The sequence below is a fragment of the Delftia deserti genome (assembly GCF_042653485.1).
GTDB classification, from domain to species: Bacteria; Pseudomonadota; Gammaproteobacteria; order Burkholderiales; family Burkholderiaceae_C; genus Comamonas; species Comamonas acidovorans.
Map to the genome: position 1 here is coordinate 4,810,734 of NZ_JBHSIH010000001.1, position 22,860 is coordinate 4,833,593.

Annotated in this window: 22 protein-coding genes and 1 pseudogene; 5 read left to right on the top strand and 18 right to left on the bottom strand. The window is 68.8% G+C overall.

Translation table 11 applies throughout. The features are described 5' to 3' along the window. Positions 1 to 10: 10 nt before the first annotated feature. Positions 11 to 490, bottom strand: a complete 480-nt coding sequence (locus tag ACFPFG_RS22955; protein WP_380108384.1) for a rhodanese-like domain-containing protein — start codon at positions 488 to 490, stop codon at positions 11 to 13. A 228-nt stretch (positions 491 to 718) separates the two neighbouring features. Between ACFPFG_RS22955 and ACFPFG_RS22960 the strand changes: the two genes are divergently transcribed. Continuing rightward, positions 719 to 1,282, top strand: a complete 564-nt coding sequence (locus tag ACFPFG_RS22960; protein WP_380108386.1) for a fasciclin domain-containing protein — start codon at positions 719 to 721, stop codon at positions 1,280 to 1,282. Between the two features lie 41 nt (positions 1,283 to 1,323). Here the strand turns inward: ACFPFG_RS22960 and ACFPFG_RS22965 are convergent, their stop codons facing one another. From ACFPFG_RS22965 to ACFPFG_RS22980, 4 genes are all read right to left on the bottom strand, one after another. After that, positions 1,324 to 2,283, bottom strand: a complete 960-nt coding sequence (locus tag ACFPFG_RS22965) for a DMT family transporter (RefSeq protein ID WP_235264268.1) — start codon at positions 2,281 to 2,283, stop codon at positions 1,324 to 1,326. A 13-nt stretch (positions 2,284 to 2,296) separates the two neighbouring features. Beyond that, entirely contained in the window at positions 2,297 to 2,917 is a 621-nt protein-coding gene (locus tag ACFPFG_RS22970; protein ID WP_380108388.1) for a GlxA family transcriptional regulator, read from the bottom strand. Positions 2,918 to 3,010: 93 nt separating this feature from the next. Next, positions 3,011 to 3,814 (bottom strand): helix-turn-helix domain-containing protein, encoded by an 804-nt coding sequence (locus ACFPFG_RS22975; RefSeq protein WP_183019645.1) that lies wholly within the window; start codon positions 3,812 to 3,814, stop codon positions 3,011 to 3,013. A gap of 8 nt (positions 3,815 to 3,822) precedes the next feature. Continuing rightward, the gene (locus tag ACFPFG_RS22980) at positions 3,823 to 4,350 is read right to left on the bottom strand and encodes a winged helix-turn-helix transcriptional regulator (protein ID WP_380108391.1); all 528 of its coding nucleotides are present in this window, start codon (positions 4,348 to 4,350) and stop codon (positions 3,823 to 3,825) included. Between the two features lie 160 nt (positions 4,351 to 4,510). Here ACFPFG_RS22980 and ACFPFG_RS22985 point away from each other — a divergent pair, with 160 nt between their 5' ends. Then, positions 4,511 to 5,314 (top strand): SDR family NAD(P)-dependent oxidoreductase, encoded by an 804-nt coding sequence (locus ACFPFG_RS22985; RefSeq protein ID WP_183019643.1) that lies wholly within the window; start codon positions 4,511 to 4,513, stop codon positions 5,312 to 5,314. Between the two features lie 49 nt (positions 5,315 to 5,363). Next, positions 5,364 to 5,780, top strand: a complete 417-nt coding sequence (locus tag ACFPFG_RS22990; RefSeq protein ID WP_013800576.1) for a tautomerase family protein — start codon at positions 5,364 to 5,366, stop codon at positions 5,778 to 5,780. Positions 5,781 to 5,795: 15 nt separating this feature from the next. Here the strand turns inward: ACFPFG_RS22990 and ACFPFG_RS22995 are convergent, their stop codons facing one another. Next, on the bottom strand, positions 5,796 to 6,785 hold the full coding sequence (locus ACFPFG_RS22995) for a tripartite tricarboxylate transporter substrate binding protein (RefSeq protein WP_013800577.1): 990 nt from the start codon (positions 6,783 to 6,785) through the stop codon (positions 5,796 to 5,798). A gap of 234 nt (positions 6,786 to 7,019) precedes the next feature. Here ACFPFG_RS22995 and ACFPFG_RS23000 point away from each other — a divergent pair, with 234 nt between their 5' ends. Next, positions 7,020 to 9,230, top strand: coding sequence for a rhodanese-like domain-containing protein (locus tag ACFPFG_RS23000; RefSeq protein WP_380108394.1), 2,211 nt, complete (start codon positions 7,020 to 7,022; stop codon positions 9,228 to 9,230). Positions 9,231 to 10,082: 852 nt separating this feature from the next. On the opposite strand, the pseudogene metC reads toward ACFPFG_RS23000, so the two are convergent. From metC to ACFPFG_RS23050, 10 genes and pseudogenes are all read right to left on the bottom strand, one after another. Beyond that, positions 10,083 to 11,307 (bottom strand): annotated as a pseudogene (gene metC / locus ACFPFG_RS23005) (cystathionine beta-lyase). Further along, positions 11,304 to 11,975 carry a cysteine dioxygenase family protein gene (locus ACFPFG_RS23010; RefSeq protein ID WP_380108396.1) on the bottom strand — a complete coding sequence of 224 codons (672 nt, stop codon included), beginning with the start codon at positions 11,973 to 11,975 and terminating at the stop codon, positions 11,304 to 11,306. Before ACFPFG_RS23010 ends, metC begins: the two are co-directional and overlap by 4 nt. 26 nt (positions 11,976 to 12,001) lie before the next feature. Next, positions 12,002 to 12,880, bottom strand: a complete 879-nt coding sequence (locus ACFPFG_RS23015; protein ID WP_232245712.1) for an amino acid ABC transporter ATP-binding protein — start codon at positions 12,878 to 12,880, stop codon at positions 12,002 to 12,004. Beyond that, complete coding sequence (locus ACFPFG_RS23020) at positions 12,867 to 13,688, bottom strand: amino acid ABC transporter permease (RefSeq protein ID WP_380108398.1); 822 nt, start codon at positions 13,686 to 13,688, stop codon at positions 12,867 to 12,869. The genes ACFPFG_RS23015 and ACFPFG_RS23020 overlap by 14 nt, the downstream gene beginning before the upstream one ends. Continuing rightward, on the bottom strand, positions 13,678 to 14,427 hold the full coding sequence (locus ACFPFG_RS23025) for an amino acid ABC transporter permease (protein WP_013800583.1): 750 nt from the start codon (positions 14,425 to 14,427) through the stop codon (positions 13,678 to 13,680). The genes ACFPFG_RS23020 and ACFPFG_RS23025 overlap by 11 nt, the downstream gene beginning before the upstream one ends. Then, complete coding sequence (locus tag ACFPFG_RS23030) at positions 14,424 to 15,689, bottom strand: aminotransferase class I/II-fold pyridoxal phosphate-dependent enzyme (protein WP_312374371.1); 1,266 nt, start codon at positions 15,687 to 15,689, stop codon at positions 14,424 to 14,426. The genes ACFPFG_RS23025 and ACFPFG_RS23030 overlap by 4 nt, the downstream gene beginning before the upstream one ends. Next, complete coding sequence (locus ACFPFG_RS23035) at positions 15,686 to 17,215, bottom strand: FAD-binding oxidoreductase (RefSeq protein WP_380108401.1); 1,530 nt, start codon at positions 17,213 to 17,215, stop codon at positions 15,686 to 15,688. The genes ACFPFG_RS23030 and ACFPFG_RS23035 overlap by 4 nt, the downstream gene beginning before the upstream one ends. After that, positions 17,212 to 18,030, bottom strand: a complete 819-nt coding sequence (locus ACFPFG_RS23040) for a transporter substrate-binding domain-containing protein (protein ID WP_183019634.1) — start codon at positions 18,028 to 18,030, stop codon at positions 17,212 to 17,214. The genes ACFPFG_RS23035 and ACFPFG_RS23040 overlap by 4 nt, the downstream gene beginning before the upstream one ends. Beyond that, positions 18,027 to 18,950 carry a transporter substrate-binding domain-containing protein gene (locus tag ACFPFG_RS23045; protein ID WP_183019633.1) on the bottom strand — a complete coding sequence of 308 codons (924 nt, stop codon included), beginning with the start codon at positions 18,948 to 18,950 and terminating at the stop codon, positions 18,027 to 18,029. Before ACFPFG_RS23045 ends, ACFPFG_RS23040 begins: the two co-directional genes overlap by 4 nt. 100 nt (positions 18,951 to 19,050) lie before the next feature. Beyond that, positions 19,051 to 19,911, bottom strand: coding sequence for a transporter substrate-binding domain-containing protein (locus ACFPFG_RS23050; RefSeq protein WP_183019632.1), 861 nt, complete (start codon positions 19,909 to 19,911; stop codon positions 19,051 to 19,053). Between the two features lie 224 nt (positions 19,912 to 20,135). Between ACFPFG_RS23050 and ACFPFG_RS23055 the strand changes: the two genes are divergently transcribed. Beyond that, a complete protein-coding gene (locus tag ACFPFG_RS23055) occupies positions 20,136 to 20,549 on the top strand; it encodes a lysozyme inhibitor LprI family protein (protein WP_183019631.1) in 414 nt (137 codons plus the stop codon). Between the two features lie 15 nt (positions 20,550 to 20,564). On the opposite strand, the gene ACFPFG_RS23060 is transcribed toward ACFPFG_RS23055, so the two are convergent. Both ACFPFG_RS23060 and ACFPFG_RS23065 read right to left on the bottom strand, forming a co-directional pair. Next, entirely contained in the window at positions 20,565 to 21,644 is a 1,080-nt protein-coding gene (locus ACFPFG_RS23060; RefSeq protein WP_380108405.1) for a fimbrial protein, read from the bottom strand. A 171-nt stretch (positions 21,645 to 21,815) separates the two neighbouring features. Then, positions 21,816 to 22,817, bottom strand: coding sequence for a fimbrial protein (locus tag ACFPFG_RS23065; protein ID WP_380108407.1), 1,002 nt, complete (start codon positions 22,815 to 22,817; stop codon positions 21,816 to 21,818). Positions 22,818 to 22,860: the final 43 nt, after the last annotated feature.

Genomic DNA, 22,860 nt, shown 5'->3' on the forward strand with positions numbered 1-22,860 from the left:
GCGTGCTCCTTCAGTCTTGAATCCAGGGCAGGCCGTTGAAGCGCCAGCCATCGCTCTTGCCGCGCTGCTGCAAGGCATCGATCTCGCCCTCGAAACCTTCGAGCACGTTGAACACATGGGCGAAACCGGCCTGCGCGGCCGCCTGGGCCGCCAGCACCGAGCGCTTGCCGCTTCGGCACAGCAGCAGGGCCACGGCCTCCTTGCCGCCGTGCGGTGCCAGGCGCGCTTCCAGCTCGCGGGCAAAGCGCGGGTTGCGCGTCAGCGCCGTGCCCGTGGCCCAGGGCACGTGCAGGGTGCCCTGCACCTGGCCGACGAACTTGCGTTCCTCGGCCGTGCGCACATCGACCAGCACGGCCTGGCCGGCCTGCACCAGCGCCCAGGCCACGGGCGGGCGCACGCCGCCTGCGTGGCCCAGCCCCTGTGCGCGGGCGTGTTCCTGCGCCTCTTCCAGAGCCTGGGGCAAGGCGGTTTCCAAAGTGGGGGCTGTCATGTCGTCGTCCTTGCGGAGGTTTCGCGGTTGGTGGCTATAGGCACCAATCTAAGAACTTCGCCAACGGGCAACAACGAATGAAAACTGGGTTTTAAAGAAGCAAAACGTCTAAACAAACGGCATGGCCGCGCGGCGGTGTCCGCTTTTCTTGAATCCAGACCCCGCCCCGCTGCGTATCCAGATCAGCCGTAATCGTTCGGCTTGTCATCAACCCGCTAGGAGCATTCCATGGTCTCGATTCAAAACACCCGCAAGCTGGCCTCGTTCGGCCTGGCCATCGTGATGTCGGCTGCCTCCGTGGCCGCCATGGCCGATGTGATGGTGGGCGGCGCACCCATGCTGCCGTCCAAGGACATCATCGACAACGCCGTCAACTCCAAGGACCACACCACCCTGGTCGCAGCCGTCAAGGCGGCGGGCCTGGTCGATACGCTCAAGGGCCCGGGTCCGTTCACCGTGTTCGCGCCCACCAATGCCGCCTTCGAGGCCCTGCCCGCAGGCACGGTGGACACCCTGCTCAAGCCCGAGAACAAGGGCACGCTGACCACCGTGCTGACCTACCACGTGGTGGCCGGCAAGTGGGGTGCGGCCGCGCTGTCCAAGATGATCAAGGACGGCAAGGGCATGGCCAGCATCAAGACCGTCAGCGGCGGCACGCTGGTGGCCAAGTCCAGCGGCTCCAGGATCATGCTGACCGATGAAAAGGGCGGCACGGCCACGGTGACCATCCCCGACGTCTACCAGTCCAACGGAGTGATCCACGTGATCGACAAGGTGCTGCTGCCCAAGTGAGCGGCGCAGCAGGCCAGCGGGCCGGCCGCTGGCCGCCATGGTCAGTGGCCGGAGCCTTGCGCCTTCGCCATGCGCCTTGCGGGCGCGCCGCCGGAGGGCGCTCCGCCGGAGGGCGCACCGCCATAGGTCGATCCCGCATAGATGGCTGCCAGCGTCAGCGCCATGCCGGCCAGCGCCATCGGCGTGGGCCGGGCGGTGAAGAACAGCACGTCGATGGCATAGGTGCCTATGGGCTCGGCCAGCAGGATGAGGCCGGCCAGCGAGGCCTTCACATGCGGCACGGCCGTGCTCACCATGAGCCAGGCCACGCCCTGCACCAGCAGGCCATACAGCAGCAGCGTGCCGAAATCGGCCGCGCCGGCAATGGCCAGCGACTCGCCCTCCAGCCACGCTGCCGCCAGCAGGCAGGGCGCTGCGGCGGCGCACAGCACGGCCATGTTGACGGCCGGATGCGTGGCATGCGGCGGGGTCTGCCCCTTCTTGATGAAGACCACGCACAGCGCATAGGCCGCCGCCGAGGCCAGGCCCAGGGCCACGCCCAGCCAGTGTTCGGACGCCGAATCCGGGCCTGCGGCCACCGGCAGGCCCGCGCCCGACACCATGAGGATGCCGGTGGCCGCCAGCACCAGCGCCACGAAGTAGACGACCGTGATCCGTTCGCGGAACACCGCCCAGGCCAGCCCCGCCAGAAAGAACGACTGGCAGTTGGTCAGTATGGCGCCCAGGCCCGGCCCCACCATGCGTATGCTCTTGTGCCACCAGTACAGGTCCAGCGCCAGCGCGGCGCCGGCCAGGCAGGCGTACAGCAGGGCCTGGCGCGTCATGCGCCAGCGCAGGCCCCGCCACAGGGCAAAGCCGGCCAGCCCCAGGCCGCCCAGCAGCATGCGGTAAAAGCCCATGGCGCTGGTGCCCATGCTGCTGAAAGCCACGGCCACGCCGGATAGGCTCAGGATCAGCCCGCCCACGGCCAGCAGCGCCAGGTAGCTTGTCTTGCCGTTCATGCGCATGGCTCCGTCACGCTGGCCGGTCGGCGGCATTGCGCCGCCGGTATTCGAGCTGGCGCGCCGTCTCGGCCGCGATCTCCGCGCCCAGCAGGCGTTCCACCAGGTGCAGGGCCATGTCGATGCCTGCCGCAAACCCGCCCGAGGTGACGATGGCACCCTCATCGATCCACAGCCTGTCTGCGCTCACGCGGGCGGCCGGCGCAATGGCGCGCAGGTCTTCCGTGTCCTCGAAGTGCGTGGTGGCCTCGCGCTGGTCCAGGAGCCCTGCCCGCCCCAGCAGGAAGGAGCCTACGCAGACGGAGCCCGTCACCTCGCTGCTGCCGGCCACCTGCCGCAGCCAGGCGGCGACCTCGGGTGCGGCCAGCTCGGCCTGCAGCGCGCCGCCGGCCACGATCACCAGGTCCAGCGCGGGATGGTCCTGCAGGCTGGCCTGCGCCTGGATGCCCACGCCCTCGCGCGTGCGCACGGCGGCGCCGCTGCGGCTGATCACCACGGGCTGAAACGGGGGCGAGGCCGCCAGCCCGCGCCGCACGGCCACGCGCGCGGCCACGTCGAACACCTGCAAAGGCCCTGCAAACTCCAGTAGCACCACGCCATCAAAGACGAAAAATCCAACGGTCCGGGTCTTCATCCACCACTCCTGTCTGTCGAGGAGTGGCAGCTTAGGCAGGCCGCAGCGCGCGGTCTTGGACGGAATTGATCAGGCCGGGCCGCTCAAGGCTGCTCAGGGCCGCATGGCCTGGCGGTACTGCGAAGGCGCCACGCCGTGCGCGCGGCGGAACCAGTTGGAGAAATGGCTCTGGTCGTAGAAGCCCAGCGACAGTGCCACCTCGCTCAGCGCCAGCGTGCCGCGCAGCAGGCCGCGGGCGCTTTCGGCGCGGCGGGCCTGGTGGTAGGCATGGGGCGTGATGCCGTAGCGGCGGCTGAAGCTGCGGATGGCGTGCTCGGGACTGAGCCCGCAGACGGCGGCCAGCCGCGCGGCGCCCAGCTCCTGGTCCGCATGGGCATCGATGAACTCGCGCAGCAGCGCCGCGCTGGCGCCATCGGGCGCATGCGGCCGGCCGGGGCTGTGCACCACGCGGCGCAGCAGCGCCAGCAGGGCCTCGTCGGCGGCCAGGCCGTCCTGCGGGCCGTGCAGCAACTGCCGGGCGCAGGCCCGGGTCTGCGGGTCGCGCAGGCTGACGGCGTCGAACCAGCCATCGCGCACGCCCAGCAGCGCGTGCATGCGGGCGGGCTCGACATGCAGCATGTCGTAGGTCCAGCCCTGCTCGCCGCCCGGGCGCCCGTCGTGGATCTCGCCCGCGTTGAACAGCGCGATATCGCCACCCGTGAACTCGCGCTCGGCGCCCCGGCTCCAGCACAGCTCGCGCCCGCCGTGGATGACGGCAATGCCCATGGTGTCGTGGAAGTGGCGCGGATAGCGGTGCTGCACCGCATGGCCGCTGAGGATTTCCACGCCGCCCAGCGCGCAGTGGCGGCGGTAGGTCAGGGCGCGTTGCGGGCGCTTGCCGGGTATGGGCGCGGCCATGGCCGGCCTCAATCCGCGCCGGGGGCCGCTGCCGGCGTCCTGGCCTGCGCGGCCAGCTTGGACAGCCGCCAGCGCGTCAGGTCGTCCGCGCCGGGGCCGGCCTCCACGCGCAGCTCGGAAAAGGGCACGCTCTGGCCCGATTCCTCCTCCACCAGCGCCAGCCGCAGGGGCGTGCCCGAATGCGCACGCACAAAGCGCATGGGCGGCTGGGCCTCTTGCTGCAGGCGCCACCGGTCGCCGACCTGGGCCAGCGCCTGGATCACCAGGGACAGGTCGCGGCCCTTGGGCGTGAGCAGGTACTCGTAGCGGTCCGGGCCGCTTTGGTAGAGGCGGCGCTCGACCAGGCCGGTCTGCTCCAGGTGGCGCAGGCGGTCGGTCAGGGTGGCATTGGTGATGTCCGTGGACTTTCTCAGGTCGTCATAGCGGGTCAGGCCCAGCATCAGGTCGCGCAGCACCAGCATGGCCCAGCGGTCGCCTATGGCCTCCAGCGCGGTGGCGATCGAGCAGGCCATGCCCTCGAAGCTCTTGGATCGCATGGGGTTTCCCTTGTGTGTTCGCGGTTGTCGCAGGCCTGGAGTGTCTCAGCAAAACGCAAGCCCGGCCCGCAAAGGTGGATTGCGTGCTTGTAACTCTAATGATTGGAGTTTATATTTGGAGCCACTATCAACCACGGCTTTTCAAGCAAGGACTTCCTTCATGAGCACGCATCAAGGCACCGCCATCGTCACTGGCGCCTCTTCCGGCATTGGCGCCGTCTACGCCGACCGCCTGGCCGCCAGGGGCCATGGCCTGATTCTGGTGGCCCGCCGAGAAGACCGGCTGCAGGCGCTGGCGCAGCGCCTGCGCAGCGCGCACGGCCGCGAGGTCGAGGTGGTGGCCGCCGACCTGGCCGACGCCGCCGGCCTGCAGCGCGTGGCGGCGCTGCTGTCGGGCGAGCGTGACATCCGCATGCTGGTGAACTGCGCAGGCCTGGGAGCCCTGGGCCCGGCCGCCCAGGTGGATGCAGGCGAGGTCGATCGCATGGTCATGGTCAACATCCATGCGCTGACGCGGCTGTCGCTGGCGGCAGCGCGGCTGTTCGCCACGTGCGGGCGGGGCACGCTGATCAATATCGGCTCCATCCTGGCCGCCATGCCCGTGCCGGGCGCCGCCGGCTACGGCGCCTCCAAGGCCTATGTGCTGAACTTCACGCGCTCGCTGCAGGCGGAGCTGGCCTCCAGCGGCGTCATGGTGCAGGCGGTGATGCCCAGCCTGGTGCGCTCCGAGTTCTTCGGCGGCAAGCCCGCGCCGTTTCCCGAGCACCTGTTCATGTCGCCCGAGACCCTGGTGGACACGGCCCTGGCCGCGCTGGACCAGGGCGAGGCCATCTGCTTTCCCACGCTGCAGGACATGGCCGCCTGGCAGGACTTCGACGCGTCGCGCGCCCGCCTGGTCTCGGCGCTCATGCAGGGCGGCACGCCCGCGGCGCGCTACGCAGTTGCCGAGGCCGCGGCTTCCTGAGCACCGGACCCCTATTCTTCATCCGCCCCTCTTGCACCCGGAGAAAACCATGCCCCTGTGGAAAATCTACCACCCCGAAAACGCCTTCAGCGATGAAGACAAACAGGCCATTGCCCAGCGCATCACGGCCGTCTACGGCGACCTGCCGCGCTTTTACGTCGGCGTGGTGTTCGAGGCCGTCGCGCGCACTTCGTTCTTCATCGGCGGCGAGCCTGCGGATGATTTCGTGCGCATCTCCGTGGACCACATCGCGCGGCAGATACGCGACGAGGAGACCAAGACACGGTTCCTCGAAGGCGTGCGGCGGCAGCTGTCCCCCTTCATCGCCGACCGGGGCCTGCGCTGGGAGATGCATGTGGACGAAACGCCCTTCAGCCTCTGGAGCATCCAGGGCCTGCGCCCGCCCGTGCCGGGCACGCCCGAGGGCGAGAAATGGCGCCTGGACAATCGCCCCTCCCCCCTCTGAGGACCTGCCTGCATCTCAGCGCAGCGACAGCCCCGCCGACTGGATCGCGCGGGCGTAGCGCGGGCGCTCGCTTTGCAGGCTCTGGCCCAGGTCGGCCGGGGAGCCGCCCGCCACCTTGAAGCCCATGTGCTCCAGCTGGGCGCGCACATCGGGCGCCTGCAGCACGGTCTGCAGGTCGCGGTTGATCTTGGCGACGATGGGCGCGGGCGTGCCGGCCGGCGCGAAGTAGCCCTGCCAGCTCTCCACCGAGAAGCCGGGCACGCCGGCCTCGGCCATGGTGGGCACCTGGGGCAGGGCGTCGGAGCGGTAGGGCGTGGTCACTGCCAGGGCGCGCAGCTTGCCGGCGCGCACGTACTCGGTCACGGCGGCCAGCGTGATCAGCGTGGCGTCGGTATGGCCGCCCAGCACGTCCAGCGAGGCGGGGCCACCGCCCGGGTAGGGGATGTAGTTGACCTTGGCGCCCGTCTCCTGCGTGAGGATTTCATGCGCCACATGGGCAATGCCGCCATTGCCGGGCAGGCCCAGGCTGATGCTTTGCGGCTTGGCCTTGGCGCGGGCCAGGTAGTCGCCCAGCGTGTTCAGGCCCGTGCCGGGGTTGACCACCAGCACCTGCGGATTGACCACGGCCTTGATGATGGGCGTGAAGGCCTTTTGCGTGTCGTAGGGCAACTGGGCGAACAGCAGGCCGTTGAGCGTGAGGCCCTCGCCCTGCTGCAGCAGCGTGTAGCCGTCGGGCGCCGCCTTGGCCACCTTGGCCGCGCCGATGGTGCCGCTGGCCCCGGCCACGTTCTCCACCACCACCGACTGGCCCCACAGCGCGGCCAGCTTGTCGGCCAGCGTGCGCGTGAGCTTGTCGGCGCTGCCCCCGGGCGCCACGGGCACGATGATGCGCACCGGCTTGTTCGGAAAGCTGTCGGCCGAGGCCAGGGCCGCCGGCGCGTGCAGGGCCAGGGCGGAGAACAGGGGAAGCAGCAGTGCGCGCAGCGCAGACGGGGTGCGGATCATGGGAGTGCCGGAGTGCGGAGAGTCGATGCCCGCAGTCTGGGAGGCTCCTGGCGCGGCGTGAACTAAGCATTGCGGCTATGCATATGCGGCTGCCGCACAACGTGCGTCACGCTTGCCCCACGCATGCGCGCGCAGTGCCCAAAGCTCATATCCATATCCGCAATGCGTCGTTGGCGCCGGGGCGGGAGAGGCCTAACGTCGTGTCCTCCCGCGAACGTCCTCCCAGGCACTCCCATGACACAGACCCATCTCTCCATCGACTTCAGCGGCAGCGACGTGGCCAGCCGCCGCGCAGCCGCCATCACCGGCTTCATCGCCACGGCCCGGCGCCTGCTCCCCGATCCCGAGCGGGCCACGCCCGAGCAACTGCAGGCCGTGGCCCGCGAGCTGGAGGCGCTGGGCCTGCAGCGCGAACTGTTCCCGCATGCGCACTTTCCCGTCTCGGCCAGCAACCCGGCCCAGGTCTACCGCCTCAGCGAAGACCTGGGCGGGCGCTATGCGCTGTACCTGTCCACCGGCCTGCCGGGCAAGTCCCAGCCACCGCATGACCACACCACCTGGGCCATCATCGCGGGCGTCGAAGGCGTGGAGCGCAACGTGTTCTTCACGCGCGGCAAGACCGACGACCCGCTGCGCGACACCCTGGCGGTGGGGCGCAGCGTCGATGTGGGCAGCGGAACCTCGGTGGTGCTCACGCCCACCGACGTACACACCATCGAGCTGATCGGCGAGGAGCCCGGCCTGCACCTGCACTTCTACGGGCGCGGCCTGGAGCGCATGCCCGATCGCGTGGTCTTCGAGAGCCTGGAGGGCGGCAGCTTCCGCACCTTCGGCCCGCCCAAGTCGATTCGCCATGCGCTGGTCACGCCCGCCGCGCTCCGGCAGGCCCTGGCCGATGGCGAGGAAATCGCCGTGCTCGACGTGCGCGAGGCCGGCGTCTTCGCGCACCGCCACATCCTGTTCGCGGCGCCCGCCCCGGCCTGGCGGCTGGAGCAGCTCATCGACCGCCTGGTGCCGCGCCGGGGCACGCGCATCGTGCTGGTGGATGGCGACGGCACGCTGGCCCATGAAGCCGCCGCCAAGCTCGTGCGCCTGGGCTGGCCCAACGTCTCCGTGCTCGAAGGCGGCACCGAAGGCTGGGCAGCCCAGGGGCTGGAAATCTTCAGCGGCACCAACGTGCCCAGCAAGGCCTTCGGCGAAGTCATCGAGCATGAAAAGCACACGCCCTGGATCACCTCGGACGAGCTGGGAGCGCGCGTGCAGCGCGGCGACAACATCGTCGTCGTCGACAGCCGCACGCCCGAGGAATTCGCGGCCTTCAGCCTGCCGTTTGCACTGAGCGTACCGGGCGCCGAACTGGTCTACCGCATCGGCGAAATCGCCCCGGACCCGCAAACCCTGGTCGTCGTCAACTGCGCGGGCCGCACGCGCTCCATCGTGGGCGCGCAGACCCTGATCGATGCCGGCATCCCCAACCAGGTCGTCTCGCTGCGCAACGGCACCATGGACTGGCTGCTCACCGGCCGCAGGCTGGCCCATGGCCGCCGCACCCCGCTGCCCGAGCCCGGCGCCGTCGCCCTGGCCACCGCCCGCGAACGCGCAGCCAGCGTGGCACAGCGCGCGGGCGTGCAATCCATCGACGCGGCCGAACTGGCCCGCTTCGAGTCCGAAGCCACCGAACGCACGCTCTACCGCTTCGACGTGCGCACCCGCGAGGAATACCAGGCCGGCCACCTGCCCGGCTGGCGCTGGGCGCCGGGCGGCCAGCTCGTGCAGGCCACCGACGAATACGCCGCCACGCGCGGCGCACGCATCGTGCTGGCCGACTGGGACGGCGTGCGCGCCCTCACCACCGGCGCCTGGCTGGCCCAGCTGGGCTGGGAAGTCTTCACCTTCGTGCCGCCCGCGCTGGCCACCCTGGAAACCGGTGCCGAGCCCGTGCGCGTGCTCGCCTCCCACGCGCCTGCGCCCCAGCTGTCCGTGCAGCAGACACAGGAACTGCTGGGCGAAGGCCGCGCCATCGTCTTCGACGTGGACAGCCGGCCCGCCTTCGAGAAGCAGCACATCGCCGGTGCGCGCTTTGCCGTGCCTGACCGTCTACCTGCCTTCGTGCAGGCCCTGCCGCCGGCCCAGGTCGTGGTGCTCACCTCGCCGGACGGCGTTCTGGCGCGCAGCGTGGCAGCCGAACTGGCGGCGCGCACGGGGCGCGATGTGCGTTCCGTCGTGGGCGGCACTTCTGCCTGGGCTGCTGCGGGTCTGCCGCTGGGGCAGGGGGATGCGGATGTGCTGACGGGGGATGATGACCAGTGGTACAGCCCTTATGCGCATCGGGACCTGGGGTTGAGGGATGCGGGGTTTCGGGCTTATCTGGATTGGGAACTTGGGTTGGTGGGGCAGTTGGAGAGGGATGGGTGGGCTGCTGAGATTCGGCTGGTGCCTGTCTGAGTTGCTTTTTTTGTCCCTGCCGGGTGGTTGTTTTTCGAGGCCGGGTCTCGGCCCGGCAGCCGACTCCCTTTCTTATCGCGCGATAAGAAAGGAAGCAAAGAAGCGCGCCCCGCACTGCCCACGACCCTTCGCTTCGCTGCGGGCGACCTGCGTTGGGCGGGATGCGGGGTGCGCCGTGAAACTCGTTACGCGCTGCGCGCTTCACTCAAACATCACGGCGAGCTAGACAACGAAGCAAGCCTGTCCTTCGGCAGGCTTGCCACCCCGCATCCCGCCCAACGCAGGCGTGGGCAGAAGGGGGGAGGCTGGGGAACAGCCAACAGCCAACAGCCAACAGCCAACAGCCAACAGCCAACAGCCAAGCGCCAAAAATGCAAAAACAGCCGACGCGCCATCGCTGCGCTCGGCTGTTTTTTCAATGGGGCCGAGCGAAGCGACGGCCCGAAAAAACTCCCCCGTATGTCAGCGCCTGCGGCGTGGTGGTTGCGGGGTTGCAGTCCTGCCGAAGGACAGGACTGCTTCGTGATCTGACTCGCCGTGATGTTTGAACGTAGCGCGTAGCGCGAAGAGAGTTTCACGGCGAACCCCGCAATCGCCACGACGCAGGTTGCCCCGCAGCGAAGCGAAGGGGTCGCGGACATTCGGGTCGCCTTCTTTGATCTGACCTTTCTTGGCGAATCAAGAAAGGGCAGTCGGCCGCCGGGCCGAGACCCGGCCTCGAAAAGAAACCCCCCGGCAGGGTCAGAACCAGCAAGCGCAGCAACACGCAGCAACACGCAGCAACACGCAGCAAACGCAGCAACACGCAGCAAACGCAGCAAACGCAGCGCACGCAGCAAAGCCCAAAAAATCTCAGGCAGCCAGCCTGAACCGCTCCACCACCCCCCCCAAACCCCCTCTCCAGATCCGCAATCAGATCCAAAGGATCCTCCAGCCCCACATGCAGCCGCACCACAGGCGCAGTCCCCGTCCACACACTGTGCTCCCGCAACCGCTCAGGCTGCGCCACCAGCGCCAGGCTCTCGTAGCCGCCCCAGGAAGCCCCCTGCGCAAACTGCCGCAACGAGTCGACGAACACGGCGCCGGCACCGGGGTCCACCCCTTCGGCAAACGCGAATGACACCAGCCCGCTCGCCCCGCTGAAGTCCCGCTTCCACAGCGCATGGCCGGGGTCGGAGGGCAGGGCTGGGTAGAAGACGCGGCCGACCTGGGGCTGATGCTCCAGCCACTGGGCGATTTCGGTGGCGTGGCGCTGGTGCTGGGCCAGGCGCACGGGCAGGGTGCGCAGGCCGCGCAGTGCCAGGTAGGCGTCGTCGGCGCCTATGGTCAGGCCCAGGGCCTCGTAGGCGGTGGAGATCTTCTTCGACAGCGCGGGGCCGTCGGTGATGACGATGCCCTGCATCACGTCGGAGTGGCCGGCGATGTACTTGGTCGCGGCCTGGATGGACAGGTTGGCGCCGTGCTCCAGGGGCTGGTAGAACCAGCCGCCGCTCCAGGTGTTGTCGGTGGCCACGGGAATGCCGTGCTGGCGCGCCACGGCAGCCAGGGCGGGCAGGTCCAGCACCTCGTAGAGCAGGGAGCTGGGCGATTCCAGGTAGACCAGGCGGGTGTTGGGGCGGATTTTGCCGGCCAGATCGTCGCGCGAGGGCGAGAAGTACTCCAGCGTGATGCCCAGGCGCTGCAGCAAGGTGGCGTCCACGCGGCGCACGGGAGAGTAGACGCTGTCGGCCACCAGCGCATGGTCGCCGGGCGAGAGCAGGGCGATCAGCACCAGGGTGATGGCGGACAGGCCCGAGGGCGTGAGGAAGGCGCGGTGCCCGCCCTCCAGCGCGACCACGGCGTCCTCCAGCGCGCGGTGCGTGTCCAGGCCGTGGCGGCCGTAGGAGGCCACGCGCTCGCCGGCCTCGCGGCGGTGGTGCAGGTCGGCGTAGGCGGCGCTGTCGGCAAAGCGCACGGTGCTGGTGCGCACCACGGGCACGTTGACGGGGCCGGAGCCGCCCTGCAGCGGCGGCGTGCCTGCGTGCAGCAGGCGGGTCGACGGGCCCAGGGGGCGGTGCTTGTCTTGGGGGGTGCTCATGCCACGGCCTCGCTGGGACGCAGGTAGGCGGCGTTGTAGTTCTTGACTTCGCCGGTGTCGGGGTCGATGGCCACGCGGCCGCTCAGGGTTTCCAGCGGCTGGCCGTAGAGATGGAAGTGCAGCGTGGGCTGCTCGCCCACGACGGCAATGCTGTGGATGTCATCGGGCAGGAAGGCGATGGAGGCGCCCGGCTGCACGGTGAATTCGCGCGCCAGGTGGATGCTGGCGCGTGCGGGGTCGCTGCGGTCGTCCGTGCGTTCGTAGAGGCGGTTGAGCTCCTGGCCTTCGACGGCAACGATCACGGCCCAGGTCGTGTGGTTGTGCGGCGCCGTGGTCTTGCCGGGGTTGATGGAGTTCAGGTACAGGGCCAGGCCCGCATCGCCATCGGCCGGGTTGAGGCGGTAGCGCGTGGAGGCGCCCACGCCTTCGGTCTGCGCGGGCGGGGGAAAGTCCGCGCGGCTGAACAAGGCCTTGTGCGCGGCCAGCTGCTCCAGGCGTGCGGTGATGGCCGACAGGGTGCTGCGCTCGGGCGCGCCGGCCTGCAGCAGCTGGCGCACGTCGGCCAGGGCGGCGTCCACGGCCTGGCGGCGCCGGGCGGCGGCGTCTGTATGGGTGCCTGTATCTGCGCCTGTGCCGGCCGGGGTTTCAGTCGTTGTTTCTGCGGTCATGGGGATGTGCTCCTGGAGGTGGGGGATCAAAGGGCAAAGCGCAGGCTGTTGAAGGGCAGCGGCGTTGTGGCCGGGGCGGCTGGCCCAGGCCTGGGCCGGGCGCCATCGCCCAGGGCGCGCTGCAGGAATTCGCGCGTGCGCTCGCTGCGCGGGCTGCCGAAGATCTGGGCGGCCGGGCCGTGCTCGACGATGCGGCCGGCCTCGGTGAAATACACCTGGTCGCTGACCTCTTCGGCAAAGCGCATCTCGTGCGTGACCAGCACGCAGGTCATGCCGTCCCTGACCAGGTCGCGGATCACGGTCAGCACCTCGCCCACGGTCTCGGGGTCCAGGGCCGAGGTCACTTCGTCGAACAGGATCAGCTCGGGCCGCATGGCCAGGGCGCGCGCAATGGCCACGCGCTGCTGCTGGCCGCCGGACAGCTCGCCGGGGTAGGCGGATTCCTTGTGGTCCAGGCGCACCTTCTGCAGCAGGGCGCGGGCCTCGCGCTCGGCCGTGGCGCGGTCGCGGCCGACCACGCGCGTGGGGGCGATGACCAGGTTCTCCAGCACCGACAGATGGGGGAACAGGTTGTACTGCTGGAAGACGAAGCCCACGCGCTTGCGCAGGGCGATCAGCTCGGCCTCGGTGCGCAGCTGGTCCACGCGCGTGCCCGCCACCGAGATGGCGCCGCGCTGGGGCCGCAGCAGGCCGGTGATGCAGCGCAGGATGGTGGACTTGCCCGAGCCCGAGGGCCCGATGATGGTCACCGCCTCGCCGCGCCGCACCTGCACGTCGATGCCTTGGAGCACCTGGTTGTCGCCAAAGGACAGGTGCACATCCTGCAGGTGGACCAGTGCGGGCGCCGTGCCTGCGGGGGCATCGGCCGTGGCGAGTTGGGAGAGAAAGGAGTCAGTGGCGTTCATGGCGTCGCTCCAGGCTGCGCGTGGCGCGCGCAATGGGATAGCAATAGGCAAAGAAAAGCGCGAGCAGCGTGAAGTACACAAGGATGGTGAAGTCCGTGCGTGCCACGGTGTTGCTGGCGATCTGGGCGGTGTCCACCACGTCGTGCACGCCCACCAGCGAGGCCAGCGAGGTGCTCATGGTGATGCTGGCGTAGAGGTTCATCCACGGCGGCAGCATGCGGCGCACGCACTGCGGCAGCACGATGAGGCGGAAGATCTCGCTGCGGCGAAAGGCCAGCGACTGGGCCGCCTCCCACTGCGCGCTGGGAATGGACTGGATGGCGCCCCGGAAGATCTCGGCCACGTTGGCGCTGGTGGGCAGGGCCAGGCCCAGCACCACCTTGACCCAGTCGGGGAACGGAAAGGTCCAGCCCACCAGCTTCAGCTCGAACGGGAACACATAGGTGGTGAAGTAGATGAGCACCAGGATGGGCGCATTGCGAAACAGCTGCACATACCAGCGCACGCCCGTGCGCACGGCCGGCGTGGGCGACAGCGACAGGGCGCCCAGCACCAGGCCGGCCACGGTGCCGATGGCCACCGCCAGCACGCTGATCTCGATGTTGACCAGGAGGCCGCGCAGCAGCGCAGGCAGCCATTTCCACAGGTGCACGAAGGCGGGCGGGGCGCTGTCCGTGGCGGCCCAGCAGGCGCACAGGGCCAGCAGCGCGGCGCCTGCCATCAGCCAGGGGCTGCGCGCCGCGCGCAGCAGGGCGGCGGGCAGGGGGCGGGGCGCGGCGCCGGGGTTCAGGGTGGCTTCATTGGCCATAGCCGGGCATCCTCAGGTGTTGTTCCAGCCAGCGGCCCGCCAGGCTGACCAGCCAGGTCAGCAGGCCGAACCACAGCAGGATGAGCAGCAGCAGCTCCAGCACGTTGTCGCGCTGCGACCAGATCATGATGGACTCGTAGGTCACGTCGCCCACGGCAATGGCCGAGGCCACGGCCGTCATCTTCACCAGATCCACCAGGTTGTTGGTCAGCGAGGGCAGGGCAAAGCGCACGGCCAGCGGCAGCTGCACGCGCACCAGCAGCTGGCGCTGCGAAAAGCCCAGCGAGCGCGCCGCCTCCAGCGTGGTGGCGGGCACGGCCTCGATGCCGGCGCGCAGCGCCTCGGCATGGAACACGCCCTTGTGCAGCGAGACCACGATCACCACCCAGACAAAGGGCGTGAGCGGGTTGTTGCCCGCGCCCCAGTCGCGCAGCTGCTGGGTGATCAGCATGTTGAGCACCAGGAAGGCGCAGTACAGCTGCACCAGCGTGGGCGTGTTGCGCGTGACCTCCACAAAGGCGCGCGCAGGCCGTGCCAGCCAGGCGCGGCCCGAGGTCAGGGCCGCCGCCAGCGCCACGCCGGCCGCCAGGCTGCCGGCAATGGTCAGCAGGGCCAGCTGCACGGTCACGAACATGCCGCGCACAAAGGCCTGGCGCTCGGCCACGTCCAGCACGAAGGCGTAGTTCAGGCCCAGGCCCTTGAGCGCTTGCACGCCCTGGGCAAGCAGGCTGTCGTTCATGGCACGGCCTCCAGGGCGGCCGGCTGTGCATGCGCTTGCGCAGCGGGGTCTTTCAGCGCGGCCACGGCGCGTGCGATGCGGGCCGTGGCCTCGGCCAGCAGCTCGTCGCTGGCGGCCGTGGAGATGCGGAAGTACGGCGACAGGCCGTAGGCCCCGCCATCCACGGCAGCCACGCCTTCGGACTCCAGCAGCCATTCGGTCAGGTCGGTGTCGCTGGCGATGGGCTGGCCGTCCGGGCGCAGGTGGCCTATCAGCGCGCCGCAGTGCACAAAGGCAAAGAACGATCCGCCTGGCGGCAGCAGGGCCAGGCCCGGCACCTGGGCCAGCGCCTGGGTGACCCGTTGCGCGCGCCGCGCATAGGCGTTGCGGGCCTGCTGCACAAAGCTCTGGTCGGGCGACTGCAGCGCCGCCGTGGCTGCGGCCTGGGCCACGGAATTGGGGCCTGACGAGGCCTGCGACTGGATCACCACCATGGCCTGCACCAGCGCGGCCGGGCCTGCGCCCCAGCCGATGCGCCAGCCGGTCATGGCATAGGTCTTGGAGACGCCGTTGACCAGCAGCGTGCGCTCGCGCAGGTCGGGGGCCACCGCCAGCCAGTGCGCGGGGGCCTGGGGCGTGAACCAGATGTGCTCGTACAGCTCGTCCAGCAGCACCAGCACCTGCGGGTGCTGGCGCAGCACCTGGGCCAGCGCGGCCAGTTCCTCGCGGCTGTAGACGGCGCCCGAGGGGTTGCCCGGCGTGTTCAGCACCAGCCAGCGCGTGCGCGGCGTGATGGCGGCCTGCAGCGCGGCCGGCGTGAGCTTGAAGCCCTGCTCAATGCCGCAGTCCACGATGACCGGCGTGCCGTCGTTCACGCGCACGATGTCGGGAAACGAAGGCCAGTACGGCGCGGGCACGATGACCTCGTCACCCGCGTCCAGCGTGGCCGCCAGCGCGTTGTAGATCACCTGCTTGCCGCCGTTGCTGACGATGATCTGCCCGGCCTCGAAGTCCAGCCCGTTCTCGCGCCGGTACTTGGCGCTGATGGCCTGGCGCAGCGCGGCCGTGCCGGGCGTGGGCGTGTACTTGGTTTCGCCACGGGCCAGGGCCGCGATGGCGGCCTGCTTGATGGGCTCGGGCGTGTCGAAATCGGGCTCGCCCGTGGTCAGCGCAATGATGTCGCGGCCCTGGCGGGCCAGGGCCGTGGCCCGCGCGCTGGCTGCGGCATTGGGCGAGAGCCTGACGCGCTGCACGCGCTGCGAAAGGGGAAAGGGCGTGGTCATGGCGTGGGGCCTTCCTGGAATGCGGCGGCTGGCGCTGGAGAGACCTGCGGCAAGTCCTGCGGCAAATCGTCCGTCAGGGGCTGCAGCACCTTGCCGGGGTTGAGCAGGCCCAGCGGGTCGAAGGCCTGCTTGAGACGCCGCATGAGCTGCAGCTCCACGGCGCTTTTGTAGCGGGGCAGCAGGTCGCGCTTGGTCTGGCCCACGCCGTGCTCGGCGCTGATGGAGCCGCCGTGGGCGTGCACGCTGTCGTGCACCACCTCGTGGATGGCGTCTTCCTGGGCGAACAGTTGCGCGGGCGTGCTGTCCGGCGCGTGCGACACGTTGTAGTGCAGGTTGCCGTCGCCCAGGTGCCCGAAGGCCACGGGCCGCACGGCGCCAAAGCGCGCCTGCAGCAGCGCGGCCGTGGCCGCAAGAAAGTCGGGGATGCGCGAGATGGGCACCGACACGTCGTGCTTGATGTTGCCGCCGTCGCGCCGCTGGGCCTCGCCCAGGGCCTGGTCGCGCAGCCGCCACAGGGCCCGGCTTTGCTGCAGGCTCTCGGCAATGGCGGCATCGGTGACCAGGCCGTCCTCGAAGGCCTGGCCCACCACGCACTCGAAGCGCTGGCGCGCATGGTCCTCGCCCTCGCTGTCGGACAGCTCGATCAGCGCAAACCAGGGCGCGTTGAGCGCCAGCGGTATCGGCTGCTCGGGCACATGGCGGGCTATCAGGCCCAGGGCCGTGTCCGACATCAGCTCGAACGCCGTCAGGCTGGCGCCGAAGCCCGCCCGCGCCTGGCTGAGGAAGGCCACCGCATCGCGTATGCAGCCAAAGGCCAGCAGGGCCGTGTGCTGGGCGCGGGGCAGCGGATGCAGGCGCAGCGTGGCCGCCGTGATGATGCCCAGCGTGCCTTCGCTGCCCACGTACAGGTCGCGCAGCGCATAGCCGGTGTTGTCCTTGCGCAGCCCGCGCAGGCCGTCCCAGATCTCGCCCTCGGCCGTCACCACTTCCAGGCCCAGCACCAGCTCGCGCGCGTTGCCGTAGCGCAGCACCTGGGTGCCGCCTGCGTTGGTGGACAGGTTGCCGCCAATGGTGCAACTGCCCTCGGATCCCAGGCTCAGGGGAAACAGCCGGTCCGCATCGCGCGCCGCCTGCTGCACATGGGCCAGCACGGCGCCGGCCTCCACGGTCAGGGTGTCGTTGTCGGTGTCGATGGCGCGCACGCGGTTCAGGCGCGCCAGCGACAGCAGCACGGCATGGCCCGAGGCATCGGGCGTGGCGCCGCCCATCAGCCCGGTGTTGCCGCCCTGGGCCACGATGGGCGTGCGGTGGGCGCGGCACAGGCGCACCAGCTGCGCCACCTGGGCCGTGTCGGCGGGCCGTGCCACGGCCAGGGCCTGGCCCGTGAGGCGGCCATGCTGGTCGGTCAGGTAGCCGGCCGCATCGGCCCCCGTGAGCACATGGGCGTCGCCCAGGGCCTGGCGCAGCGCGGTGATCAGGTCGGCGGGGCCGGTGATGTGGCCGCTGGTGCTGGTGCGGGTGCTCATGCGGGCGCCTTCCTGAACTTGTCGTGCAGCTGGTGCAGCAGCGGCGTGGGCGTCATGCCGTTGCGCTGCTCCACCTCGATCAGCCAGCCCGTGCGGTGCCAGTCCTGCACGATGCGGTCGATGGCCGCCTGCGTGTCGGACTCGCCCTTGCGCAGCCAGATCACCGAGGGCGAGGGAATGATGTCGGCGGGCGAGACGATCTCGTAGTCCTTCCAGTCCGCATTGCCGGCCACGAGTTCGCGCAGCGTGGGGCTGACATGCACGGCGGCCGCGCAGTTGCCGCCCTTGAGGGCCAGCAGCGACTCGGGCTGGCCCCGGAAGGCCTTGATCTGGGCGCCGTATTGATCGGCCAGCGGCTTGGTGAAATTGCTGCCCTGCGACACGCACACGGGCTTGCCGCGCAGGTCGTCCCACTGGCGCACGCCGCTGCCCTTCTTGGCGATGGCTGCGCCGCCGACTTCCTCGAACGGCGTGGGCACGAAGGACAGGATCTCGCTGCGCTCCTGCGTCCACTGCATGTTGGCTATCAGGATGTCCACCTTGCCCTGCTGCAGGAACTGCACGCGGTTGGACGGCTGGACCTGCACGGTCTCCACCCCCACGCCCAGGCCCTTGGCCACGCCTTCGGACAGCTGCACGTTGTAGCCCACGTGCCTTTGCGTGACGGGGTCGATGGTGCCGAACGGCGGCCCCGAAAGCATCACCCCCACCACGATCTTGCCGCGCTGCCTGATGCGGTCCAGCGTGGCGTCGGCATGGGCTGCCAGGGCCGTGAGGGCGAGCAGGGCCGCCAGTGCGGTGCGGACCGGCTTCATGGCCTGGCTCCCTTGGCGGCGGCCTGGGTTGCCTGCGTCGCCTGCACTTGTGCCTGCGCTGCCGCATACACCGCGAAGTCGTAGGGCGCGCGGTCGAACTGGCCCTTGAGCGCGCGCTCGTGGCGCTCGGCGATCCAGGTGTCGGGCACGCCGCTGGCGCGGGCCACCTTGAGCAGAAAGCCCGTGCGGTGCCAGTCCTGGATGGCCTTGTCCACAAAGGCCTGGGTGTCGGCCTCGCCGCGGCGCGTCCACACCACGGTGGGCGAGGGAATCAACTGGTCCTGCGTGCCCAGCTCGAAGTCCTTCCACTCGGCTGCATTCGGGCCGGTGAGCTTTTCATAGAGCGCGGGCTGGATATGGACCGACGCCGCGCAGGTGCCGCCCTTGAGCGCCAGCAGCGACTCGGGAATGCCGCGCAGGCCCTTGACCACGGCGCCATAGCTCTCGGCCAGGGGCTTGGCGAAGTTGCTGCCCTGCGACACGCAGGCCACCTTGCCGCGCAGGTCTTCCCAGCGCTTGATGCCGCTGGCCTTGGCCACCAGGGCGCCGCCGCCGATGAGGTCATAGGGCGTGGGCGCGAACGAGAGGATCTCGCTGCGCTCCTGCGTCCACTGGATGTTGGCGATCAGCAGGTCCACCTTGCCGCTTTGCAGGAACTGCACGCGCGTGGAGGCCGTCACGGGAACCGTCTCCAGCGGTACGCCCAGGCGGCGCGCGATGTCGGCGGCCAGCTCGGTCTGGTAGCCGCCGGTCTTGCCGGTGGCGGGGTCCAGCACGCCGAACGGCGGGCTGGCACCGTCGATGCCCACGGACAACTTGCCGCGCTGCTTGATCTTGTCCAGCGTGGCGTCGGCGTGGGCGGCACCGGCGCCCAGCAGCAGGGCCAGGGCGGCGGCAAGGGGGGGAAGAAGGCGGGGCATGCGTGAATCCATCAGGGAACGGAAGGCCCCGCCCCGTCTTGCGGGGCCTGGGCCTGGGTGGTCAAAAAAAATAGGGTTGGACCGCCGTGGCGGCCGGCGTTCAGCTGGCGGACTTGAACTTGGCCTGCAGCTCGGGCAGCAGCGGGTTGGCCGGCTCTATGCCCACGCGCTTTTCGGCGGCGATCAGCCAGCCCGTGCGGTGCCAGTCCTGCACCACCTTGTCCACGGCGGCGATGGTGTCGGCCTCGCCCTTGCGGGTCCAGACCACGGAGGGCGCGGGCAGCACCTCGGTGGCGATGGGGGCCGAGTACTGCGCCCATTCGGGGTTGCTGCGCAGCAGCGGGTGGATCAGCGTGCTGTCATGCACGGCGGCCACGCAGTTGCCGCCCTTGAGCGCCAGCAGCGAGTCCGACGAGCTCTTGTAGCCATGCACCTGGGCGCCGTACTCGCTGGCCAGCGGCTTGGCAAAGCTGCTGCCCTGGGACACGCACACCGGCTTGCCGCGCAGGTCTTCCCACCTGGCAATGCCGCTGCCCTTGCGCACGGCGGCAATGCCGCCCACGCGGTAGAAGGGCGTGGGCGCATAGCCCAGGGTCTCGGCACGGTCGGGGTTCAGCTCCATGGAGGCGATCAGCAAGTCCACCTTGCCGGCCTGCAGGAACTGCACGCGCGTGGCGGTCTGCACCTGGACCAGCTCGGCCTCCACGCCCAGGCCCTTGGCCAGGGCGCGTGCCAGCTCGGGGTTCCAGCCCACCAGCTGCTGGGTGGACGGGTCGATGGAGCCGAAGGGCCCGCCATTGACCAGCACGCCAATGGTGACCTTGCCGCGCTGCTTGATCTTGTCCAGCGTGGCATCGGCCCGGGCCTGGGTGCAGGCCAGGGCCAGCGCGGCGGCGATGAAGGTCAGGGATGCGGAAAGGGTGGCGCGGGGCTGGCGGCGCAGGGTGGGGCTTGTGTGCATGGCGGGAGCGGGGCGGTCGGGACGAACGAAAGATGCGTACGCCCGCATCTTCTGGCCGCCCTTGACCCACGGCAACAAAGCTTTGGGAGCATGTTTATGCACTTTGCGTCGCTGCATCAGGGTGATCACCAGGGGAATGTGGGCCCGCGGCAGGGCAGGTCGATGGTGTAATCGCGACGGCCGGGGTGCTGCGCCCACCGGCCCCTCCCAGCGAGCCCTCTTCCATGCACCAAGCCCTAGCGTCCCTACTCGCCCCCCTTGCCTGCGCGGCCCTGCTGTGCGCCAGCCCCGTGGCCCTGGCCGCCAATCCCACGAGTTCAGGCAATTGCGAGGAAAACTCCACCAGCATGGCCGAGGTGCGCAGCTGCCTGCACGAGCAGAACGTGGCCATGGTCAAGGCCGCCTACGTATCGCTGTCGCTCAAGCTCAAGGCCCGCATGCCCCAGGCGTCGGAAGAGCTGGAAGTGGCCCAGAGAAACTGGGTGCAGTACGCGCGCAGTGCCTGCGAGTTCCTGGCCGAATTCAACTCGGCCAGCTTTGCCAAGGATGATGCGCGCACCAACTGCTGGAGCGACTTCGCCCGCGCCCGCGCCAAGCAGCTCAAGTCCTGGGAGATGCAGCTGGACAAGAAGCCCTGAGGGCGGGGACGCTGTTCACTGGTAGTTCAGCGTGAAGGTGGCCCTGCCGTTGGCCTGCCCCATGGTGACTGCCGCAGCGGTCTGCACGTACTTGGCAGTCAGCGGGATCTTGAATTGGGCAACGCCCTGGGCGATGGTGCCCGCACTCCACTGGTTGGTATTGCCGGTTGCGCTGGAGTCCGGTCCATATGCCAGCGGGACGCCATCCTTCAGTATCTGTATGCCTAGTCCGGTGGCCACCGGCTTGCCGCCGGTCGTGGTCTTGCTCAAGGTCAGGATGGTGCCCTGGTTGCTGGTGTCGTTGGCATCGGTGAGCGTGACGTGGGGGCGCAGCACGCTGTCGGGCGCGCCGCCCTTGCAGTTCAGGACGATGTCGAATTGCTGGGGGATGGATGCGGCTTGGATGCCCGTGAATCGCTGGATGGGCACAGCGCCCAAGGGCACGGAGACGGCCGAGTTGGCGACCGTGCATGAGGGGCCGGTCACCACCCTGGTGCTGCCGGCCAGGTAGACGTCTGCTGGTGTACACAAGGGACACTGGAATCGCAGATGGGCGTTCATCCCGGAGCCCGATAGCGGGCCGCCACCGGCGGCAATGCTGCCGGTTTTCACCAGCTCGATCCAGATGTCCTGGGGGTATGAATCGACATTCCAGGCGAAACCCAGTGCGCCCGGACTGCTGTCTATGCGATTGGTGATGGGCTTGCTTATCCCGTTGCGGAAATTGGGTCCACGCCATGTCCCCCACCAGCGGATTCCCAGGCCGGGAATATTGGTGCTGTAGACATCCTCGTATCCAGGCGTTTTGGTCCCGGACTGAATGCTGGCATGTACTTCGGCTATTTTAACATTGTTTACGGAGCCGAGTGACCGTGTTGTAAGCGTCAATACGAGTGCCGAAGACTTCCATATCGTCGATCCGTCGGCATAGTTTCCGGGTACTGTTATTTCCTCAGGCATTGAAATACTGGAGCTGGCGGGGGAAAATATACCCCCGGCAAGGGCATTGCTGTTCATCATTGCCGCTGCAAGTCCGATGAGCAATACAAGCCGGTTGACATGCGACAAGAATGGGCGCTTGGAAGAAAGATGCATGTTCCTGATGCTTTCCAGGGTTGAAAGATGATTTTCTGAAATACCGAGGATTGGTGTTTCTATTATTTTCGTGATTGAAGACGGATCCAGGATACAAGGAGCATCGAATGCTTGGATGGATGGCTTCTTCGGGACTTCACGCCAGGCGCCCCTGAAGGCTGGGGGCGCTGTTCACTGGTAGTTCAGCGTGAAGGTGGCCCTGCCGTTGGCCTGCCCTGTCGTGACTGACTCAGCGGTCTGCACGTAGTTTGCGGTCAGGGGGATCTTGAATTGGGCAACGCCCTGGGCGATGGTGCCCGCACTCCACTGGTTGGTATTGCCGGGTGCGCTGGAGTCCGGTCCATATGCCAGCGGGATGCCATCCTTCAGTATCTGTATGCCTATTCCGGTGGCCACCGGCTTGCCGCCGGTCGTGGCCTTGCTCAAGGTCAGGATGGTGCCCTGGTTGCTGCTGTCGTTGGCATCGGTGAGCGTGACGTGGGGTCGCAGCTTGCTGTCGGGCGCGCCGCCCTTGCAGTCAAGGGTGATGTCGAAACTCTGGGAGCGGGTCGTGGAATGGATGCCCGTGAATCGTGAGGTGGTCACAATGCCCATGGGCACGGAGACGGCCGAGTTGGCGACCGTGCATGAGGGGCCGGTCACCACCCTGGTGCTGCCGGCCAGGCTGATAGTCGCCGGGTTACAGGGGCGGCATAGGAACTGCAAGTGGGCGTTCATTCTCAGGCCCGATATCTGGCCCGCCCCAATGTTGCCGGTCTTCACCAGCTCGATCCAGACCTCCTGGGTGCGTGGGCTGTCCCCCCAGTCCCAACCTAGAGCACCTGCGTTGTTTTCTGAGTTGGTGGTGATCGGCATGGCTATTCCATTGGGGAAATTGCGGCCCCGCCATTTTCCCCACCAGCGGACTCCCAAGCCGGGAACATTGGTTGCGTAGACGTCAGGGAATCCAGATGCCTTGGTTCCAGATTGAATATTGGCGAATATTTCGGCGCCCAAGATAGCGCTCGGGTCATTGAGGTTTCGCTCAGCGCGCAGGCTCAGAAGGAGTGGCACGGATTTCCAGAGTGTCGATCCCGTGGGTGAATTTCCCGGTACTGTTATTTCTACGGGAATCGAGATGCTGGCGGTTTCGGGGGAAAATACACCCACGGCAAGGGCATTGCTGTTCATCATGGCCGCTGCAAGTCCGATGAGCAATGCAAGCCGGCTTGCATGC

Excerpts from the sequence above, each read along its gene's own strand:
- ACFPFG_RS23060 (WP_380108405.1), bottom strand. The coding sequence starts at position 21,644 with ATGCATCTTTCTTCCAAGCGCCCATTCTTGTCGCATGTCAACCGGCTT.
- ACFPFG_RS23055 (WP_183019631.1), top strand. The coding sequence starts at position 20,136 with ATGCACCAAGCCCTAGCGTCCCTACTCGCCCCCCTTGCCTGCGCGGCC.
- ACFPFG_RS23010 (WP_380108396.1), bottom strand. The coding sequence starts at position 11,975 with ATGACCGCAGAAACAACGACTGAAACCCCGGCCGGCACAGGCGCAGAT.
- ACFPFG_RS23015 (WP_232245712.1), bottom strand. The coding sequence starts at position 12,880 with ATGAACGCCACTGACTCCTTTCTCTCCCAACTCGCCACGGCCGATGCC.
- ACFPFG_RS23065 (WP_380108407.1), bottom strand. The coding sequence starts at position 22,817 with ATGATGAACAGCAATGCCCTTGCCGTGGGTGTATTTTCCCCCGAAACC.
- ACFPFG_RS22970 (WP_380108388.1), bottom strand. The coding sequence starts at position 2,917 with ATGAAGACCCGGACCGTTGGATTTTTCGTCTTTGATGGCGTGGTGCTA.
- ACFPFG_RS23050 (WP_183019632.1), bottom strand. The coding sequence starts at position 19,911 with ATGCACACAAGCCCCACCCTGCGCCGCCAGCCCCGCGCCACCCTTTCC.
- ACFPFG_RS22955 (WP_380108384.1), bottom strand. The coding sequence starts at position 490 with ATGACAGCCCCCACTTTGGAAACCGCCTTGCCCCAGGCTCTGGAAGAG.
- ACFPFG_RS23040 (WP_183019634.1), bottom strand. The coding sequence starts at position 18,030 with ATGAAGCCGGTCCGCACCGCACTGGCGGCCCTGCTCGCCCTCACGGCC.
- ACFPFG_RS23030 (WP_312374371.1), bottom strand. The coding sequence starts at position 15,689 with ATGACCACGCCCTTTCCCCTTTCGCAGCGCGTGCAGCGCGTCAGGCTC.
- ACFPFG_RS22980 (WP_380108391.1), bottom strand. The coding sequence starts at position 4,350 with ATGCGATCCAAGAGCTTCGAGGGCATGGCCTGCTCGATCGCCACCGCG.
- ACFPFG_RS23000 (WP_380108394.1), top strand. The coding sequence starts at position 7,020 with ATGACACAGACCCATCTCTCCATCGACTTCAGCGGCAGCGACGTGGCC.
- ACFPFG_RS22975 (WP_183019645.1), bottom strand. The coding sequence starts at position 3,814 with ATGGCCGCGCCCATACCCGGCAAGCGCCCGCAACGCGCCCTGACCTAC.
- ACFPFG_RS23045 (WP_183019633.1), bottom strand. The coding sequence starts at position 18,950 with ATGCCCCGCCTTCTTCCCCCCCTTGCCGCCGCCCTGGCCCTGCTGCTG.
- ACFPFG_RS23020 (WP_380108398.1), bottom strand. The coding sequence starts at position 13,688 with ATGGCCAATGAAGCCACCCTGAACCCCGGCGCCGCGCCCCGCCCCCTG.
- ACFPFG_RS22990 (WP_013800576.1), top strand. The coding sequence starts at position 5,364 with ATGCCCCTGTGGAAAATCTACCACCCCGAAAACGCCTTCAGCGATGAA.
- ACFPFG_RS22995 (WP_013800577.1), bottom strand. The coding sequence starts at position 6,785 with ATGATCCGCACCCCGTCTGCGCTGCGCGCACTGCTGCTTCCCCTGTTC.
- ACFPFG_RS22960 (WP_380108386.1), top strand. The coding sequence starts at position 719 with ATGGTCTCGATTCAAAACACCCGCAAGCTGGCCTCGTTCGGCCTGGCC.
- ACFPFG_RS23035 (WP_380108401.1), bottom strand. The coding sequence starts at position 17,215 with ATGAGCACCCGCACCAGCACCAGCGGCCACATCACCGGCCCCGCCGAC.
- ACFPFG_RS22985 (WP_183019643.1), top strand. The coding sequence starts at position 4,511 with ATGAGCACGCATCAAGGCACCGCCATCGTCACTGGCGCCTCTTCCGGC.
- ACFPFG_RS22965 (WP_235264268.1), bottom strand. The coding sequence starts at position 2,283 with ATGAACGGCAAGACAAGCTACCTGGCGCTGCTGGCCGTGGGCGGGCTG.
- ACFPFG_RS23025 (WP_013800583.1), bottom strand. The coding sequence starts at position 14,427 with ATGAACGACAGCCTGCTTGCCCAGGGCGTGCAAGCGCTCAAGGGCCTG.